The sequence below is a fragment of the Micromonospora sp. URMC 107 genome, assembly GCF_051386315.1.
GTDB lineage: Bacteria > Actinomycetota > Actinomycetes > Mycobacteriales > Micromonosporaceae > Micromonospora.
Map to the genome: position 1 here is coordinate 20,460 of NZ_JBPQTK010000056.1, position 15,464 is coordinate 35,923.

10 protein-coding genes and 1 pseudogene are annotated in these 15,464 nt (G+C 74.0%); 2 read left to right on the top strand and 9 right to left on the bottom strand.

Translation table 11 applies throughout. The annotated features are described in order from the left end of the window. Window positions 1–447 precede the first annotated feature (447 nt). Window positions 448–1,224, top strand: a complete 777-nt coding sequence (locus ACSNN9_RS15150) for a helix-turn-helix domain-containing protein (protein ID WP_436673765.1) — start codon at window positions 448–450, stop codon at window positions 1,222–1,224. Between the two features lie 47 nt (window positions 1,225–1,271). On the opposite strand, the pseudogene ACSNN9_RS15155 reads toward ACSNN9_RS15150, so the two are convergent. From ACSNN9_RS15155 to ACSNN9_RS15195, 9 genes and pseudogenes are all read right to left on the bottom strand, one after another. Next, window positions 1,272–2,582: pseudogene (locus ACSNN9_RS15155) on the bottom strand (cytochrome P450); the annotation flags it as partial. Next, the gene (locus ACSNN9_RS15160; RefSeq protein ID WP_436673767.1) at window positions 2,579–3,112 is read right to left on the bottom strand and encodes a flavin reductase family protein; all 534 of its coding nucleotides are present in this window, start codon (window positions 3,110–3,112) and stop codon (window positions 2,579–2,581) included. The gene ACSNN9_RS15160 and the pseudogene ACSNN9_RS15155, both read right to left, overlap by 4 nt. Before the next feature lie 20 nt (window positions 3,113–3,132). Next, a complete protein-coding gene (locus tag ACSNN9_RS15165) occupies window positions 3,133–3,573 on the bottom strand; it encodes an acyl-CoA thioesterase (RefSeq protein ID WP_358092072.1) in 441 nt (146 codons plus the stop codon). Window positions 3,574–3,576: 3 nt separating this feature from the next. Further along, a complete protein-coding gene (locus ACSNN9_RS15170; protein WP_436673768.1) occupies window positions 3,577–9,399 on the bottom strand; it encodes a type I polyketide synthase in 5,823 nt (1,940 codons plus the stop codon). Window positions 9,400–9,472: 73 nt separating this feature from the next. Then, complete coding sequence (locus tag ACSNN9_RS15175) at window positions 9,473–10,435, bottom strand: DUF1702 family protein (protein WP_436673770.1); 963 nt, start codon at window positions 10,433–10,435, stop codon at window positions 9,473–9,475. Between the two features lie 185 nt (window positions 10,436–10,620). After that, entirely contained in the window at window positions 10,621–11,616 is a 996-nt protein-coding gene (locus tag ACSNN9_RS15180; RefSeq protein WP_436673772.1) for a DUF1702 family protein, read from the bottom strand. A gap of 141 nt (window positions 11,617–11,757) precedes the next feature. Continuing rightward, window positions 11,758–12,363 carry a copper resistance CopC family protein gene (locus ACSNN9_RS15185; protein WP_436673773.1) on the bottom strand — a complete coding sequence of 202 codons (606 nt, stop codon included), beginning with the start codon at window positions 12,361–12,363 and terminating at the stop codon, window positions 11,758–11,760. Then, window positions 12,360–12,938 carry a hypothetical protein gene (locus tag ACSNN9_RS15190; RefSeq protein WP_358092082.1) on the bottom strand — a complete coding sequence of 193 codons (579 nt, stop codon included), beginning with the start codon at window positions 12,936–12,938 and terminating at the stop codon, window positions 12,360–12,362. Before ACSNN9_RS15190 ends, ACSNN9_RS15185 begins: the two co-directional genes overlap by 4 nt. Window positions 12,939–13,049: 111 nt before the next feature. Then, a complete protein-coding gene (locus tag ACSNN9_RS15195) occupies window positions 13,050–14,123 on the bottom strand; it encodes a carboxymuconolactone decarboxylase family protein (RefSeq protein WP_436673774.1) in 1,074 nt (357 codons plus the stop codon). Window positions 14,124–14,318: 195 nt separating this feature from the next. Between ACSNN9_RS15195 and ACSNN9_RS15200 the strand changes: the two genes are divergently transcribed. Beyond that, window positions 14,319–15,380 carry an SDR family NAD(P)-dependent oxidoreductase gene (locus tag ACSNN9_RS15200; RefSeq protein WP_436673775.1) on the top strand — a complete coding sequence of 354 codons (1,062 nt, stop codon included), beginning with the start codon at window positions 14,319–14,321 and terminating at the stop codon, window positions 15,378–15,380. Window positions 15,381–15,464: the final 84 nt, after the last annotated feature.

Genomic DNA, 15,464 nt, shown 5'->3' on the forward strand with positions numbered 1-15,464 from the left:
CCTGGCGAACGTTTGGGCAATCTTGCCATAGAGATCGATCGCTAGTCATTGATCGACACTCTTCCATGGCAGATCGGCGCGTCGGCGACGGGGGCGGCCAGCTACTTGATCCACACGCACCGGAACGCGCCACCGATGTCCGAAAAATTACGCTAAGGATTGATAGTCGACGGCGCGGATACTGGCGAGTTCCACAATACGTTGAGCAATCCTAGCGATCTTCATCCCGAACGTACAGTGGCACTTGCCAATTCTGGGCAAGAATTGATAAGCCCCCCCTCGTCACTCCGCGCTACCCTCCGAACGCAGAACGTGTTGACCCGCCCGGCAGCCTCCGCTAGCATCGACTTCGGTTAGCGGGGAATAGTGGTGGTCGACGCTCCCAATTGACTCGGCCCAATTCGCCACATCCGCACATCGGGATTGTACGCAATCCGGGGGAGACAAATGCACGACAGCGCAGAGCAGGCAGTGGAACGAGCCATCGACACGATGCGCAGCAATTTATCGGAGCAGTTGACGGTGGACGACATGGCACGCGCAGCCATGTTCAGCAAATTCCACTTCACGCGGATCTTCCAGCGGGTCACCGGCATCTCGCCAGGTCGATTCCTGTCCGCGATCCGTCTGCAGGAGGCCAAGCGGCTGCTCACCACGACCAGGCTCAACGTCACGGACATCAGCCTCCGGGTGGGCTACAACAGCGTCGGCACGTTCAGCACCAGGTTCACCAAGAGCGTCGGCCTGCCACCCACCACGTACCGGCGGATGGGTGGCTTCACCCCCCGCATCCCCACCCAACGCCCGACGGGTCTGACGCAGGGCACCATCACCGGGCGGGTCACCGCCCCCGCCCGCGGGCCGGTGCCCGGGCTCATCTTCATGGGCCTGTTCCAGCACCGCATCCCCGAGGGCCCGCCGGTGCGCTGCGCCATCCTGGAGTCGCCGGGCGGCTACCGCTTCACGAACGTGCCCGACGGCACCTGGTACCTGCTGTGCCACTCCGTCTCCGGCGACGTGCTCCGGCTCCAGCAGGACACGATGATGGTGTCCGCGGTGGGTCCGCTGGTCGTCCGGGGACGGCAGACCCTGACCGCCGACGCCCATCTCAAGCAGGTGTCCAAGATAGACCCGCCGGTGCTCCTGGCCCTGCTCGACAGCCGGAAGGCGGCGAGCGAGCGCCAGGCCCAGCTGGAGAACCGGTCCGAGGTGTACGCCGCCTGACCCCGCCCACCGGCGGGAGCACCGCGTACCCCTCGGCGGCGCTCCCCCACCGCGCGGCCACCCGTGGGTCGACCACGAGGCACCCCGGCCAGGCGCACGTCCCGCAGCAGCATCGCCAGGACGAGGGTGGCCTCCATCATGCCCAGGTGGTTGCCCACGCAGAACCGGGGGCCGGCGCCGAACGGGATGTACGCGTACCGGGGGCGCTCCGTGCTGCGCGCCGGGTCGAAGCGGTCCGGGTCGAACCGCTCCGGCTCGTCCCAGAACCGGGGATGCCGGTGCAGGGTGTACGGGGAGATGAGGATGTCGGCCCCCGCCGGCACGTGGTAGCCGCCGATCTCGTCGGCCTCCTGCGCCTTGCGGGGCAGCAGCCAGACCGGCGGGTAGAGCCGGATGGCCTCCTCCACCACCATCGCCGTGTACCGCAGCCGGTGCAGGTCCTCGAATCCGGGCAGCCGGTCGCCCAGCACCGTCACGGCCTCCTCGCGGACCCGCTGCCGGATCGCGGGGTGCCGGTCGAGCAGGTGCAGGCTCCAGCCCAGCGTGCTGGCGGTCGTCTCGTGCCCGGCCAGCAGCAGCGTGACCAGCTCGTCGCGCAGCCGCTGCCGGGCCACCCGCGGGTCCTTCTCCAGCCGGGTCGAGACGATCAGGCGGGAGAGGACGTCGTCGCGCCCGTCCACGTCCCGGCCCCGGCCGGCGACGAGTTCGTCGACGACCTGCTGGAGGTGCCGGCGGGCGCGCCGGAACCGTAGCTGCCGGGGCAGCGGGATCCACGTCGGCACGGCGCTGAGCGTCTCCAGCTCGAACATCGCCTGGTCCTGCACCGCGGCGAACGACCCGCCGACGCCGTGGAAGCCGCTGAGCTCGGCGTCGAGCAGGGTCCGCCCGAGCACCCCGAGGGTCAGCGTCGTCATCTCCTCCAGCACGTCGACCGGCGGGCCGTCGGCCCGCGCCACCAGCCGCTCGACCAGCAGCGCGGCCTCCTCGCCGATCACCCCCGCGTAGTGGGCGAGCCGTCGGTTCTGGAACGCCGGCTGGATCACCTTGCGCTGCTTGCGCCACAGCTCACCCTCGCTGGTGAGCAGTCCGTCGCCGAGCGCCCGGCGGGCGTGCACCAGGCCGATGCCCTTCTGGTAGTTGGCGCTGTTGTCGGACAGGACGTGCTTGGCGTGGTCGGGGTGGTTGAAGAAGTAGAGCTGCTTGTGGGCGACCGGCAGCCGCGCGGCGTCGCCGTACCGCTCCGCCGCCAGCGTCATCATCCGCAGCCGGTCGCGACCCATCAGGACCAGCATGGGCAGGCCGGCGGGGCGGGGCGGGCCCGGCGGCGTGCGCCGGGCCGCGCCCTCGATCGTGGTCATGCCGCCTCACTCCGCTCCCGCTCGACCTGACGGAACCGGCCGGAGAGGAAGAGCAGGGCCTCCCCGTCCGCCCGGCGCTCCAGGGAGAGCAGCCGGCCGAGGAAGATGGTGTGGTCGCCGCCGTCGTACGACTGCCACACCTCGCACTCGAAGTGGGCGAGTGCGCCGCTGATCAGCGGCGCCCCCGTCGCCGCGCCCGGCCGCCAGTCCACCTGGTCGAACTGCTCGCCGCCGAGCGGTCGCCGCCCGTCGGCGAAGTACCGGGCCACCTTCTCCTGGCCGTCGGTCAGCACCGAGACCGCGAACTCCCGGGTCTCGGAGAGACAGGCGTGCATCACCGCGTTCCGGTCGACGCACACCAGCACCAGCGGCGGGTCGAGCGACACCGAGGTGAACGAGTTGGCGGTCATCCCGTGCGGGGTGGCACCGCCGACGGTCACCACCGTGACGCCGGTCGCGAAGGCGCCGTACGCCCGCCGCAGTGCCGTCACGTCGGGTGTCCCGACGGTGAGTGTTCGCTGTACGTCCACGACGTCTCCTCCTCGCGCCGTCAGGAGCGCCGCGCCGAGGTGTACGGCGCGAGCGCCGTCACCAGAGCCTCCGGCACCCTCGCCGGCGCGGTGCGGGTGTTCGGGCCGCGCATGCAGGCGATGCGCTGCCGGCCCCGGGCCACCAGCGTCTCGCCGCCGTCCCGGTCGAGCTTGACGTAGTCGAAACTGAACTCCAGCTGGGTCTGCGCCAGCTCCACCAGGCGCATCCGGATGGACAGCTCGTCGAACGCGGTGATCTCGGCGAAGAACTCGCAGTCGACGCGCAGGGTGAACAGCTTCAGGTCGTCGCGTACGTCCGCCAGCACGTCCGGCGCCCGTTCCTTCAGGAACATCTCCCGGCAGCGCCCCTGCCAGCGCAGGTAGTTGACGTAGTACACGTTGCCGACGAGGTTGGTCTCCTCGAAGCCCACCGTGTGCAGGTACTCGAAGTACTTGTCCATCGCCTAGACCCGTCCTTCCGTGAGGATCGCGAACGCCATCGGCTGGGGCAGGTCCCGCACGGTCGTGACGAGCGTGGCGATCCGCAGGTCGCCGGAGGCGAAGACCAGCCAGCCGGCCCGGTCCGAGGGCACCGCGACCAGCGGCGCCCGGTGTGACAGCCCCGCCTTGCGCAGGCACTCGATCGCCGCCCAGACCCGGGTGGCCGCCGCGTCCAGGGACTCCCCGCCGTCGGCGGCGCAGAGCCGGGCGAGGTCGACGTGCGCGCCGAGGAGCCCCTGCCAGACCGACTCCTCCCTGGCGCGTACCGCCTCCACGTCGCAGGCCAGCGGCCCGGTCCCCACCACGCACAGCGTCAGGTCCTCGGCGTGCGCGGCGGAGAGGGACCGCCCGTCGGCCAGCTCGGGGCGGCCGTCCGGCCGGTACGCGACCTCGACCGGTCCGCCCGCGGCCCGGCCGGCGGCCACCGCGGTCCGGGCCCGCCGCCGACGGATTCCGTCCGGCGTGCCCTGCCCGGCCGGCTCGCCGCGCCCGGCCCCGTCCGCCGGGGTCGGCTCCACCGCGACGGCCACGTCGCCACCGACCAGGTCGCCGACGGCCCGCTCCAGGTACGACCCGAGCAGCGGGGCCACCCACGGACCACGGCCGTCCTTCTTGCGCACCGCCCGCAACCGCAGGCCCTCCCACCGTTCCACGACCGCACCGTCGGCGGAGCGCAGCGCGATGTCGTAGACGTAGGTGTCGCCGTCGCGGCTGCGCTCCTCGGCGCAGTAGCGGAGCTCCTCCGCCCCGGTCAGGCGGGGGCCCGCCGGGTGGAGCCGCTCGATCCCGGCCGGCAGCAGCGTCGCGTCGGGAACGCAGACCTGGTTGCCGTGCATGAGGGCGTCCCGCACGCCGGGGTCGCCGAGGAGCAGCGTGTCCGGCAGGTAGTCGGCGAACCACCGCGTCTGCGGCGCGGTGACGACGTCGGCGTCGACGTGCCGGGCGGCCGACCGGTGGTAGCGGCGCAGCCGCTGGAACCGTCCACCCTGGAACAGGATGTCGCCGTACAGGTCGGTGCCGGGATCCAGCGGCACCGCCGGCAGCCCGGCGGGCACCTGCTCGGGCGGGCCCGCCGGCGGTCGCGTCCCGGTGAAGTGCAGCCGCGCCCGGAAGTGCGCGGCGCTGAACTCCGTCTCCGCGCTGTAGATGACCGCGTCCACGACGTCGTCGTCGACCACGAGGGTGGCGATCCGGATGGTGGTGCTGCCCTCCGGCGGCACCACGATGGGTCGCAGGAACTCGGCCCGCTCCACCACCGGCGTGTCGGACCGGCCGGTCACCGCGGCGGCCACCTGGGCCATCGCCTCCATCCCGAACACGGCCGGGAACAGCAGGTTGCCGTCCAGCCGGTGGTGGTCCAGGTAGAGGTCGGTGACCGGCTTGAGCTCGGCCTCGGTGACCAGCTCGACGCCGTGGTAACGGACGAGCGGGCGGTCCACGAACCGCAGCAGCGGCAGTTCCGGAAGGTCCGCCCGGACCGTGTCGATGCCCTCGGTCCGCCCGCTGACGACCACCACCGACGGCGCGTGCGGGTCGGCGAGCAGGCGCCGGAGCATCTGCACCCCCTGGTCGGGGGTGACCGGGGTGATGCCGTCGCGGGTCAGTGCCTCGACCACGGAGAGCCGCTCGCCCATGCCGACGCCGGACCAGACCGACCACTCCAGGCAGAGGCTGCGGCAGTTCGGGTGGCGGCGGCCGAAGTCGACGGTCAGCTCGGCAAGCCAGTCGTTCGCCGTGGCGTAGTGCGCCTCGCCGCGCAGGCCGGCCCGGCCGATGATGCTGCCGAACGTCACCAGCAGGCGCAGCCGGTCGGCGTCGACCGCGTCGAGCACGGCGCGCAGGCCGTCGACCTTCGGCGCGAAGGTACGGCGGAACGCGTCCATGGTGAGGCCGGTCAGCCCCGCCGGCTCGTTGCGGCCCGCGCCGTGCAGCACCGCCGTGACCGGTCCCAGCTCGGCGACGAGCCCGTCGACGGCCTGCCGCACCTGGTCGGGGTCGGCCACGTCGGCCCGGGCGTAGCGCACCCGCACGCCGGCGTCCGCCATCCGCGTGAGGTTCGCGGCCAGCTCGTCGTCCCGGGCGGGGTCCGAGCGGCCGAGCACGGCGAGGCTGGCGCCGCTGTCCACGGCCATCGCCAGGGCGCACTCCGCGGTGATGCCCTTGCCACCTCCGGTGACCAGCAGCAGGTCCTCGGCGCCCAGCGGTTGGCGCGTCTCGGCCGGCCGCACCGGCAGCCCGCGCAGGACGGGCACCCGCCGCCGCCCGGCGGCGTCGTGGTGGACCTCGGCGAACCCGTCGGTGGCGGCGACCTCCGCCGTCACCCGGGAGACGGCCTCCGGCACCGGCGGGGTGTGCACGATCGTGGTCCGCAGGTGCGGCGCCTCCAGTCGCAGCGTCTTGGCCAGCCCGGCCGCGCCCGGGCCCTGCTGGACGAGGACGAAGCGGGTGCCGGGGGCGGCGGCGGTCGCCGCCTGCGCGCCGCGCAGGGCCAGTTCGAGATCGGCCTCCGCGCACCGCTCCGGCAGGCACACCAGCACCCCCGCGCCGACGCCGGCGGTCTGCAGGGCCGCGCGGAGCGGCTCGGCGAGCGGGTGGCCGGCGGGGGCGAAGAGCTGCCAGGGGCCGTCGGCCTCGGTTCGGGCGGCGACCGGGGCCGGCGCGTCGTCGAGGTCGACCGACCAGGCCCGGCACCAGTCGGCGACGCCCTGCACGAGGACCGGGCCGGACGCGTCGGCGTCCCGACCGGTCCGGGCGAGCTGCTCCAGGGCCTCGGCGAGCTGCCCGACGGTGGCCGTCGCGAAGTTGGTCGGGGTCTGCGCGGCCGGCACGCCGAGCTGTTGCGCCGCCTGGTTGACCAGCTGGCCGACGGTGATCGAGCTGAGGTGGAGGTCGTCGAGGAGCTGGCTGCCGTCGTGCACCATCTCCAGCGGCAGCTCGGCCCGCTCGGCGGCCAGCCGGCGGAGCAGTTGCAGGCTCGACTCGCCGGCCGGCTGCTCCGGCTCCGCCCGCCGCCCGTTCGCCGTCGACGGCTCCGCCGCCCGCACGCCGGCGCCCTTGGGCAGGCTCACCACCGGCGCGGACTCGCAGGGGCTGGCGAAGAAGCGGAAGTTCTGGCCCACCTCGAGCGGCCGGACCAGCCGGTCGTGGAAGAGGGCGCCCTCCACGCCGCCGGCGCCGACGACGTACGCGGCCGCCGCGACGCGCAGCAGGCCCGCCAGCGACTCGTCGTCGGTGTTGAGCGCCACCGCCGGCAGGTCGGTGCTGGCCGCCGCGAGGCCGGAGAGCACCTGCCCCGGACCGACCTCGACGAAGAGGTCGACCTCCTTGGCGGCGAGGGCGACGGCCTGGCTGAACAGCACCGGGTCGGTGATCTGGCGGCGCAGGAGGGCGGAGACGTCGGTGTCCCGGGCGAGCGGCTCGCCGGTGACGGTGGAGACGATCCGCCGGCTGACGGGCCCGAACCGCTCCCCCGCCAGCGCCTCCAGGAAGGCGTCCGCGGCCGGCTCGACCAGCGGGGAGTGGAACGCGTGGGACACCGACAGCCGGGTGGCCCGCAGGTCGGCCGCGCGGGCCCGCTCGCAGGCGTCCTCCACCGCGGCCTCCGAGCCGGCGATCACGGTCTGCTCCGGCCCGTTGTACGCGGCGATCACCACGGACAGTCCGGCGATCAGCCCGGCCACCCGCTCGGGCGGGGCGCCGACGTTGGCCATGGTCCCGGAGGCGCTGTGCTCCCCCATCGTGCGGCCACGCACGCCGGCGACCCGGAGCAGGGCCTCCTCGTCGAGCACGCCGGCCCAGTGCAGGGCGGCGATCTCGCCGAGGCTGTGCCCGACGGCGACCGTCGCGTCGAGGTTGAGCAGCGACAGCGCCCGCAGGCCGGCCAGCGCGCCGGTGACGATCCGCGGCTGGGCCACCGCGGTGGCGACCATGTCGCCGCTGCTCGGCAGCGCCGCCCGCTGGTAGACCTCCTCCACGTCGGCGAAGCGCCGGCGCAGCGCGCCGCCCGAGGTGCCCCGGCCGGAGCCCTGCCCCGGGAAGAGGAAGCCGATGCGGCCCGGACCGCTCACGTGGCCAAGGAAGCAGCGGCCGTCGGCGGAGAACAGGCGCGACTCGCCGGCGTCGAGGGCGTCGCAGACCCGGCGCAGCTGCCGCTCGGCGTCCTCCGGCGAGGAGACCACCACGCCCGCCCGGTACGGCAGGTCGCGCAGCTCCCGGTGCAGGGTGGCGGCGAGGTCGCCCAGCTGGGCGTACGACACCGTGGGCGCGAACTCGACGAGCCGCTGCAGCCGCTCGCGCAGCTCCTGCGGGCTGCCGCCGTCGACGAGGAGGAGCTCCACGTCCTGGACCGACGCGGCGAGGTTGCGGAAGCGGCTGTCCAGCCGGGCGGAGCGACGCGGCTGCGCGTTCTCCAGCACGATGTGGGTGTTGATGCCGCCGAAGCCCATCGCCGTCACGCCGGCACGCACCGGCACGTCGCGGGGCCACGCCTCGGCCTTGCGCAGGGCCCGCAGCGCGGACTGCTCGGCGGTGAGGATCTCGTGCGGGTCGACGCAGCCGACGGTGGGCGGCAGGACCTCGTGGTGGACCGCCATCGCGGCCTTGATCAGGCCGGCGACGCCGGCCGCCGCCTTGGTGTGCCCGATCATGCCCTTGATGGAGCTGATCGCGGCCGGCGCGGAGTTCCCGTCGGCGGCGCGCCGGGCCAGCGACAGCGCCTGGAGCTCCGTGGCGTCGCCCACCGCCGTACCGGTGCCGTGGCCCTCGAAGAGCCCGACGGTCTCGATGCCGAACCCGGCCCGGTCGTACGCCCGACGCAGGGCGAGCTGGTAGCCGGCGACCTCGGGCCGGGTGATGCCGCCCTTGCCGTCGGAGGAGATGCCCCAGCCCGCGACGGTGGCGTAGATGCGGTGCCCGGCCCGGCGGGCCTCGTCCTCGCGCATCAGGACCACCATGCCGCAGCCCTCGCCCGGCCAGAACCCGTTCGAGCCGCGGTCGTAGACCCGCATCTCGCCGCGCGCCAGCGCGCCGGTCTTGGCGAAGCCGATGATCTCGAAGGGGTCGATGGACAGGTCCACCCCGCCGGCGACCGCCACGTCGACCTCGCCGTCGGAGAGGGTCTTGCACGCGGTGGCGACGGAGAGCAGGGACGAGGAGCAGGCGCCGTCGACGGTGTAGCCGCCGCCCTTGAAGTCGAAGTGGTTGCAGATGCGGCCGGCGATGGTGTTCGACAGCCCACCCGCGAGGGTGTCCTCGTCCACCTCCGGGAACGGGCCCTTGAACGTCGCCTCGAAGTCGTCGAGGAACGTGGTGAGCTGGTCGTCGTCCCAGTCCTGCTCCTTGAGCGCGGCGGCGACCATGCGGCGCACGTACGGCCAGCGCAGCCGCAGCTGGTTGGCCCGGGAGAACTCGCCGGTCAGCGTGTTGCCGACGACCACGCCGGTCCGCTCGCGGGGCAGGCCCTCCCCCATCGGGAACCCGGCGTCGGCCAGCGCCATGGCCGCCATGTCGAGGGCGAGCCAGTGGGTGAGGTCGGTGGAGCGGTAGGTGCTGCCGGCGACCTTGTAGGCGATCCGGTCGAACTCGTAGCCCTCGATGACCGCCGCGTTGCGGGCGTAGAAGCGGTCGGGGGTGGCCGGATCCGGATCCCAGTAGTCGTCCAGGCTCATGCGCACCTCGGGCAGCCGGCGGAAGGCCCGCCGCCCGGCGAGGGCGTTCTCCCACAGTTCACGGGGCGACGTGGCATCCGGGTAGCGGCACGCCATCCCCACGACAGCGATCCTGGTCACGAGGTCTCTCCTTCGTTACGTGCGGTGGTGGACCGCCGGGGCGCGGGACCGGCCGGTGGGTGGGGCGCCACGATCAGCACCGCCCCTCGAACTCCGCGGCGATGGCCTGGCGCCACCGCTCGAAGGCGGGCGTGGCGCCGTCCCCGCCGTGGGGCAGCGTCACGTCGGTCACCTTCGCCGCCTCGGCGGTGGACATGCCGCAGAACACCTGCGTGGCGACCTCGTTGTGCGGGGCGACCAGGCCGGCGCGGACGCGGGCCCCGGCCGCGAAGGCGCTGCCCTGGGCAAGGTTCGCGCGGTAGTCGCCGGCGCGGTCGCGGAACCGTTGCAGGTCCGCCTCGACGGCTCCGCCGGCGTAGGTGGCGGCGAGGCCGGCCCCGGCGTACAGGTCGGCTCTGCGGTGCGCGGGGAACGCGCGGAAGATCTCCGTGACGCGGTCCACGTCGGTCCCGCCGACGAACCAGGTGGCCCGGCCGATGCCCTGGTCGATGACCCGGTCGGCGTACTCGTGCGGGCCGTCGGCCGGCCACGGGAACCGGGGCTGGCGGTACTGCCCGTGGACGTAGCGGTCGGTGTGGAAGTACGCCTGGTGGAAGCCGTAGCCGTCGAGCACCAGCCAGCGCAGCAGCGGGTCCGGGGCGTACAGCTGGCCCCAGCGGAACCGGGGCACCCGGGCCATCGCCCAGCCCACGCCGACGTACACCATGTAGACGTGCGCGTCGCCCCGGCCGGCGAGCAGGCTCGCCACGTGCCGGGGGCGGCCCGGCCGCAGCGCGTCCCGGACGGCGAAACCCATCCCGGCGCCCTCGTACGCGAAGCCACGAAAGCGCGTCGGCACCGTTTCCAGCCGGCCTTCGGCCGCGGCGGTCGTCGGCGCCTCGGCGGCATATCCGTAACCGGCGAGGAATGAGGCGCCGACGGTTTCGAGCAGCGCCTTCGATTCCTCGTTCTTCACGTGGAAGCCGCGCACGTCCATTTTCGTCTCGGAGATATTTGGCGTCAGGATTCTGCGCCGCAGATCACGCAGGCTCTGCATCGCACGTTCCCCCAAAGGGTCGGTGTTACCGTTTACCGGGGATGGACATCCAATTCGATGATGGCAAGAGGGGGAAGATTTGATTTCTTCAACCTTGCGCATTCGTCGCAACTATCAGGAACATTCACGTGCGGCGCCGGCCGGGCGGTGGCACGGCAGCCGTCCGGAGGGTGACGCGGGTGTTCTCAGCGAGCGTGACCGACGTCGGCCGGCTCGAAGTGGGCGCGGACGTTGCGCCGCCAGATCTCGTACGCGGGCAGCCCTCCGGCCGTCTCGGCGCGGACCGCCACGTCGTCGGCGAGGGTCGCGGCGGCGGCCACGGACCGTTCGCCGAGCGCGTGCATCGCCGCCTCGCTGTGCGCCGGCACGTATCCGGCGTGGCTGCGGGCCTTGGCGGCGAAGACCGCGCCCTGGGCCAGGTCCGGCGCGCACGGGCCGGCGGCGGCGCGCAGCGCGACGAGCGCCTCGGCGTCGGCGCCTCCGGCGAAGGTGGCGGCGAGCCCCACCCCGCTCCAGAGGTCGCCATGCCGGTCGGCGGCGAAGGCCCGGACGGCCCCGGCCACGTCGGCGGTGCGGGCGCCGTGGATGAACCACAGCGCCCGCCCGAGGCCCTGGTCCGTGGCCCGGAGGAAGTAGTCCCCGTGCCCCTGCCACGGGTAGGCCGCCAGCCGCTCCTGCCGGGTCACCCACCGGTCGAGGTCGAAGTAGGCGCGGTCGAACCCGTAGCCGTCCACGGCCAGCCAGGTCATCGTCGGGTGGTACGGGGAGCCCGTGAGATCGGGGACCACGTGCCGCCACAGGGGTCGCGGCAGGCGGGCCATCGCGAACCCGATGCCGATGTAGGCGAGGAAGAGGTGCGGCGCGCCTGGGCCCCGCAACAGGTCGCGGGTGCGGGTGCCGCGCCGGGGCCCCATCACGTCCAGGATGGTGCAGGCCATCGTGGCGCCCTCGTAGGCGAAGCCCAGCAGTTCCCGGTCGACGAGCGCGAGCCGGCGCTCCAGCTCCCACGGGTCGCGGGTGTCGATGCCCCACTCGAACCCGCAGACCACCGACTGCGGAACCGCCTCCAACCGACGGGTGACGTCCGTGGCGGGGCCGGGGAAGCCGCGGCGCGCGAAGGTCACCTCCGCGAGCTTCGGTGCCATCAACAGGCGACGCATGGAGCCCAGTACCGTCGGCATGGTAGATCCCCCTGTCGGTACGACGACGCCGGCCCCGGCCGGCGGGTGACTTCATCGTCACCTCGTGCCGGCCGGGGCCGCCTCTTCTGCTGTGCGCTCATCCACCGCCGCGCCGCGCCCGGCGGGGCCGAGGCGGGCGGATCACAAACCTGCGACGGGTCTCCTCCCGCGCTGCGGGCGGAGGAACATCAGCAGCAGGGCCACCGCGACGAGACCCAGGTCGAGCAGCAGGAGCACGCCGTTGATGCCGTCGATCCGGGCGTGGTCGTGGCCGGCGTTCGCGGCCGCGTCCCCGATCGGCGCGGCGACGGGCCCGGCCGGGACGGCGCCGGGGGTCACGGTGAAGCCGGCCAGGCCGGCGACCTGTCGACCGTCGGGCAACAGGGCGCGGTAGGCGACGCGGTAGGCGCCCGGCCCGGCGTCGCGCACCGCCACGACGAGGCGGCCGTCGCGGACGGCCGGTCTCCCGGTCGAGACGACCGCCCCGGTCGGTCCGGTGACGGCCAGGTGCGGGTTCCCGGCCGACTCGGCGCCGCCGAGCGTGAGCGTCACCTCGGCGGGCGTGGCCCCGACGACCGACCCGTCGCCCGGGTTCAGCATGAACCTCCGGCTCTCGGCCGGGGTGCCGAAGGCCAGCAGCGCCACGATCGACAGCACGACGCCGATCGCGACGACGATGGCCGCCCGCTGCACCGCCCCGGCGGACGTGGGCGGCGCGGGCGGGCGGGCGTCGTCCACGGTGGTCACGACGGCTGCACGGCGGCCTCGGGATGCCGGCAGCTGCACGACATCAGCTTCGCCTCGGCCGCCGAGGGCCGCAGGTGCAGGTACATCGCGATCACCATCGGCACGAAGACGACCGTGTTGTAGAACAGGTGCAGCTCGACCCGGGGGATCACGACCTGGAGCAGGCTGGTGGGCACGGGGCTGTCGAACAGGTGCCGGCCGGTCTGCGCCTGCAACAGCAGCAGCAGGTGCTCGATGTGGTGCCAGAACTGGATCGCCAGGGCGGCGGTCCACCAGCTCCGGCTGCGCCCGACGAAGCCGGGGCGCAGCATCCACAGCCCGACGAGCATCACGATGGCGTACCCGTAGTGCAGCCACTCGGAGCTGACGAGCCACGGGAACGGCATGCCGAGCACCCCGCGCGCCTCCGGCCGCGACCAGCCCAGGCCCCAGATCTGGTACGCCTGCACCAGGTGCTCGGCCCAGTGCGCCAGCACGATCACGAGAAAGCCGTTCAGGGCCGCCCGGTGGTGCGCGCCGTTGAGTGCCGCCCAACGCCCGGACGCTCCGGGCAGGGTCGCCTGGTAGCTGGTCACGTTGCCTCCTTGGAAGGGTCACGGGCGCGAGAACACCGCGCCCGCACCCAGCGTGTCGGCTCGGACACGCCGGCACGTCTCCAAAGTTGCGCAGTTCGGGTCGGGAACCCGTCAGACCGGCTCGGGCGAGCCGGCGGGGGCGTACCAGGTGCCGACCCGGCGGGCCGCCGCGAAGCTGGCCCAGGCGACCGCGTCGACCAGGGCCGCGTCGCCCGGCTGGTGGCGGCGGAACTCCGTGACCACCTCCTCGTCGACCTGGTACGAGGCGAACGCGGTCAGCAGGGCCAGGCGGCCGGCGGCCCGCTCCGCCTCGGGCAGCGGCGCGATCAGCCGTTCGCACCACTGTCGACTCAGGCCGGTCTCCTCCCCCCGCCAGGCGTCGAGGCGCTCCGCGACCAGTTCCCGGACGGCCGGCGGAACGGCCCGCTCGCCGGCTGCCTCGAACGCCGCGTAGGCGCGGGCCATCGCGCCGGCGACGTGCGGGCTGCCCGCCGCCCAGCCGGCCTCCGCCGGCAGCGGCGCCGGCGGCAGCAGCTCCACCGAGCGGCCCGGCTCCCGGGCGTCGCGCAGCGTCCCCTGCAACACCCAGCCGATGCCGCGCTTCAGGCGCCGCCGCGCCCGCGGCGTCAGCCCCGGCGGAAGCAGGAAGTTGGAGAGGAACACGTTGACCACGCGGGCGATGTAGTGGAAGGCCACCACCACGCCGACCAGCTCCGGGCGGTCCCGCTCGGCAAACGGCAGGACCGGCCGCGGGGTCTGCGGCTGGTGTGCCGTACGGCCCCACTGCGCCGCCGCGCGCAGGCGCCCGTCGGTCATCTCGGAGAGCCGGTCGGCCACGATCGCCTCCGCGTCGTGCTCCGTGGAGAGTTCGTAGAGCCCGACGCTGTGCATGTCCACGCAGTACGGGCAGATGTTCGCGACCGACACGGCGGCGGCCACCGCCTCCTTGGTCGCCCGGTCCACGTTCGCCGTCGGCAGCAGCGGTTCCCGCATGACCATCCAGTACGCGGCCAGCACCTCCGGCGACGGGGAGTGCAGCTGCGCCGGCGGCACCACCAGTCGCATCTCCTGCGCGACCTGGGTGTAGACGGTGTCCACCAGGCCCCGTGCGGCCCCCTGCGGCACCGGCGTGACGTAGTTGACCTGGCGCTGCACCACCGACGAGGCCACCCGACGAGCGATCATGATCTGCCTCCTGCTCTGCGCCGCCCCGCCGGGCGGTCACGACGACGGCTCCCACGACTGCGGCAATGCCAGTATTGGGAAACCGAAGGCGCAGGCAACGCGATCGACACCTGTTGAGCACCCTGGGAGAAGGGGCCCCCGTCGACGCGCGCCGATGATGGGCGACGACCCAGTCCCCCACCCACGGGAGTCGCGATGCTGGTCCTGGTAACCGGTGGCACCGGATTCATCGGCTCCCACTCGACGGCGGCCGTCCTCGACGCCGGCCACCGGGTCCGGATGCTCGTGCGTGACCCGGCGCGCGCCCGCCGGGTGCTGACCGCGCTGGGCGCCGACGTCGGGCGCGTCGAGCTGGTCACCGGCGACGTCACCGACCCCGCCGACGTGGCCCGGGCCGCCGACGGCTGCGCCGCCGCGCTGCACGCCGCCGGCGTGTACAGCTTCGACTCGCGGGACCGGGCGCGGATGCGGGCGGTCAACCTCCGCGGCACCGAGGTGGTGCTCGGGGCGGCGCGGGCGGCGGGCCTCGACCCGATCGTCCACGTCTCCACCTTCGGCGCGCTGCTGCCGGCCGCGCGGTCCCCGCTGACCGTCGACTCACCGGTCGGCGCGCCCCGGGAGGCGTACCTGGCCAGCAAGGCCGCCGCCGAGCACGTCGCGCGCCGGCACCAGGACGACGGGGCGCCGGTGGTCATCACGTACCCGCTCGCCTCGCTCGGCCCCGACGACCCGCACCTGGGCGACCAGACGGCCCGGGTACGCAACGTGCTGCGCGGGTTGATGCCGCTGTGGCCGAGTGGCGGCTTCCCCGTCGGCGACGTGCGGGACGTGGCCCGGCTGCACGCGGCGGTGCTCGAACCGGGGCGCGGCCCCCGTCGCTTCCCGGCCCCCGGCCGGTACGTCACCACCGGCGAGTTCGTCGACGCGCTGCGCCGGGTCACCGGGCGGGCCCTGCCCACCCTCCGGCTGCCGGCCCGGGCCCTGCTGCCGATGGGCCACCTGGTCAGCGCGGCGCAGCGGCTGTCGCCCGTGCACCTGCCCGCCGAGCACGGCGCGATCTACCTCTGCGCCACCGCCCGCCCGATGGACGGCACGCCCACCGCGGAGCTGCTCGGGCCGGTCAGCCGGTCGCTGGACGAGACGATGGCCGACACCGTGCGCTGGCTGCACCGGACCGGGCGGCTGAGCCGCCGGCAGGCCGGCCGCGCCGCGCTCCCGGCGACCGCCGCGCCGCACCGGGCCGCGGAACCGGCCTGACCCGTTGCCGCCGGGGCGTCCCGGCCCGCCGCGCTCCCCGTCCGGGCCGGCCCGCCCCGCCATGCCCGCCGCCCGGGGACGTCC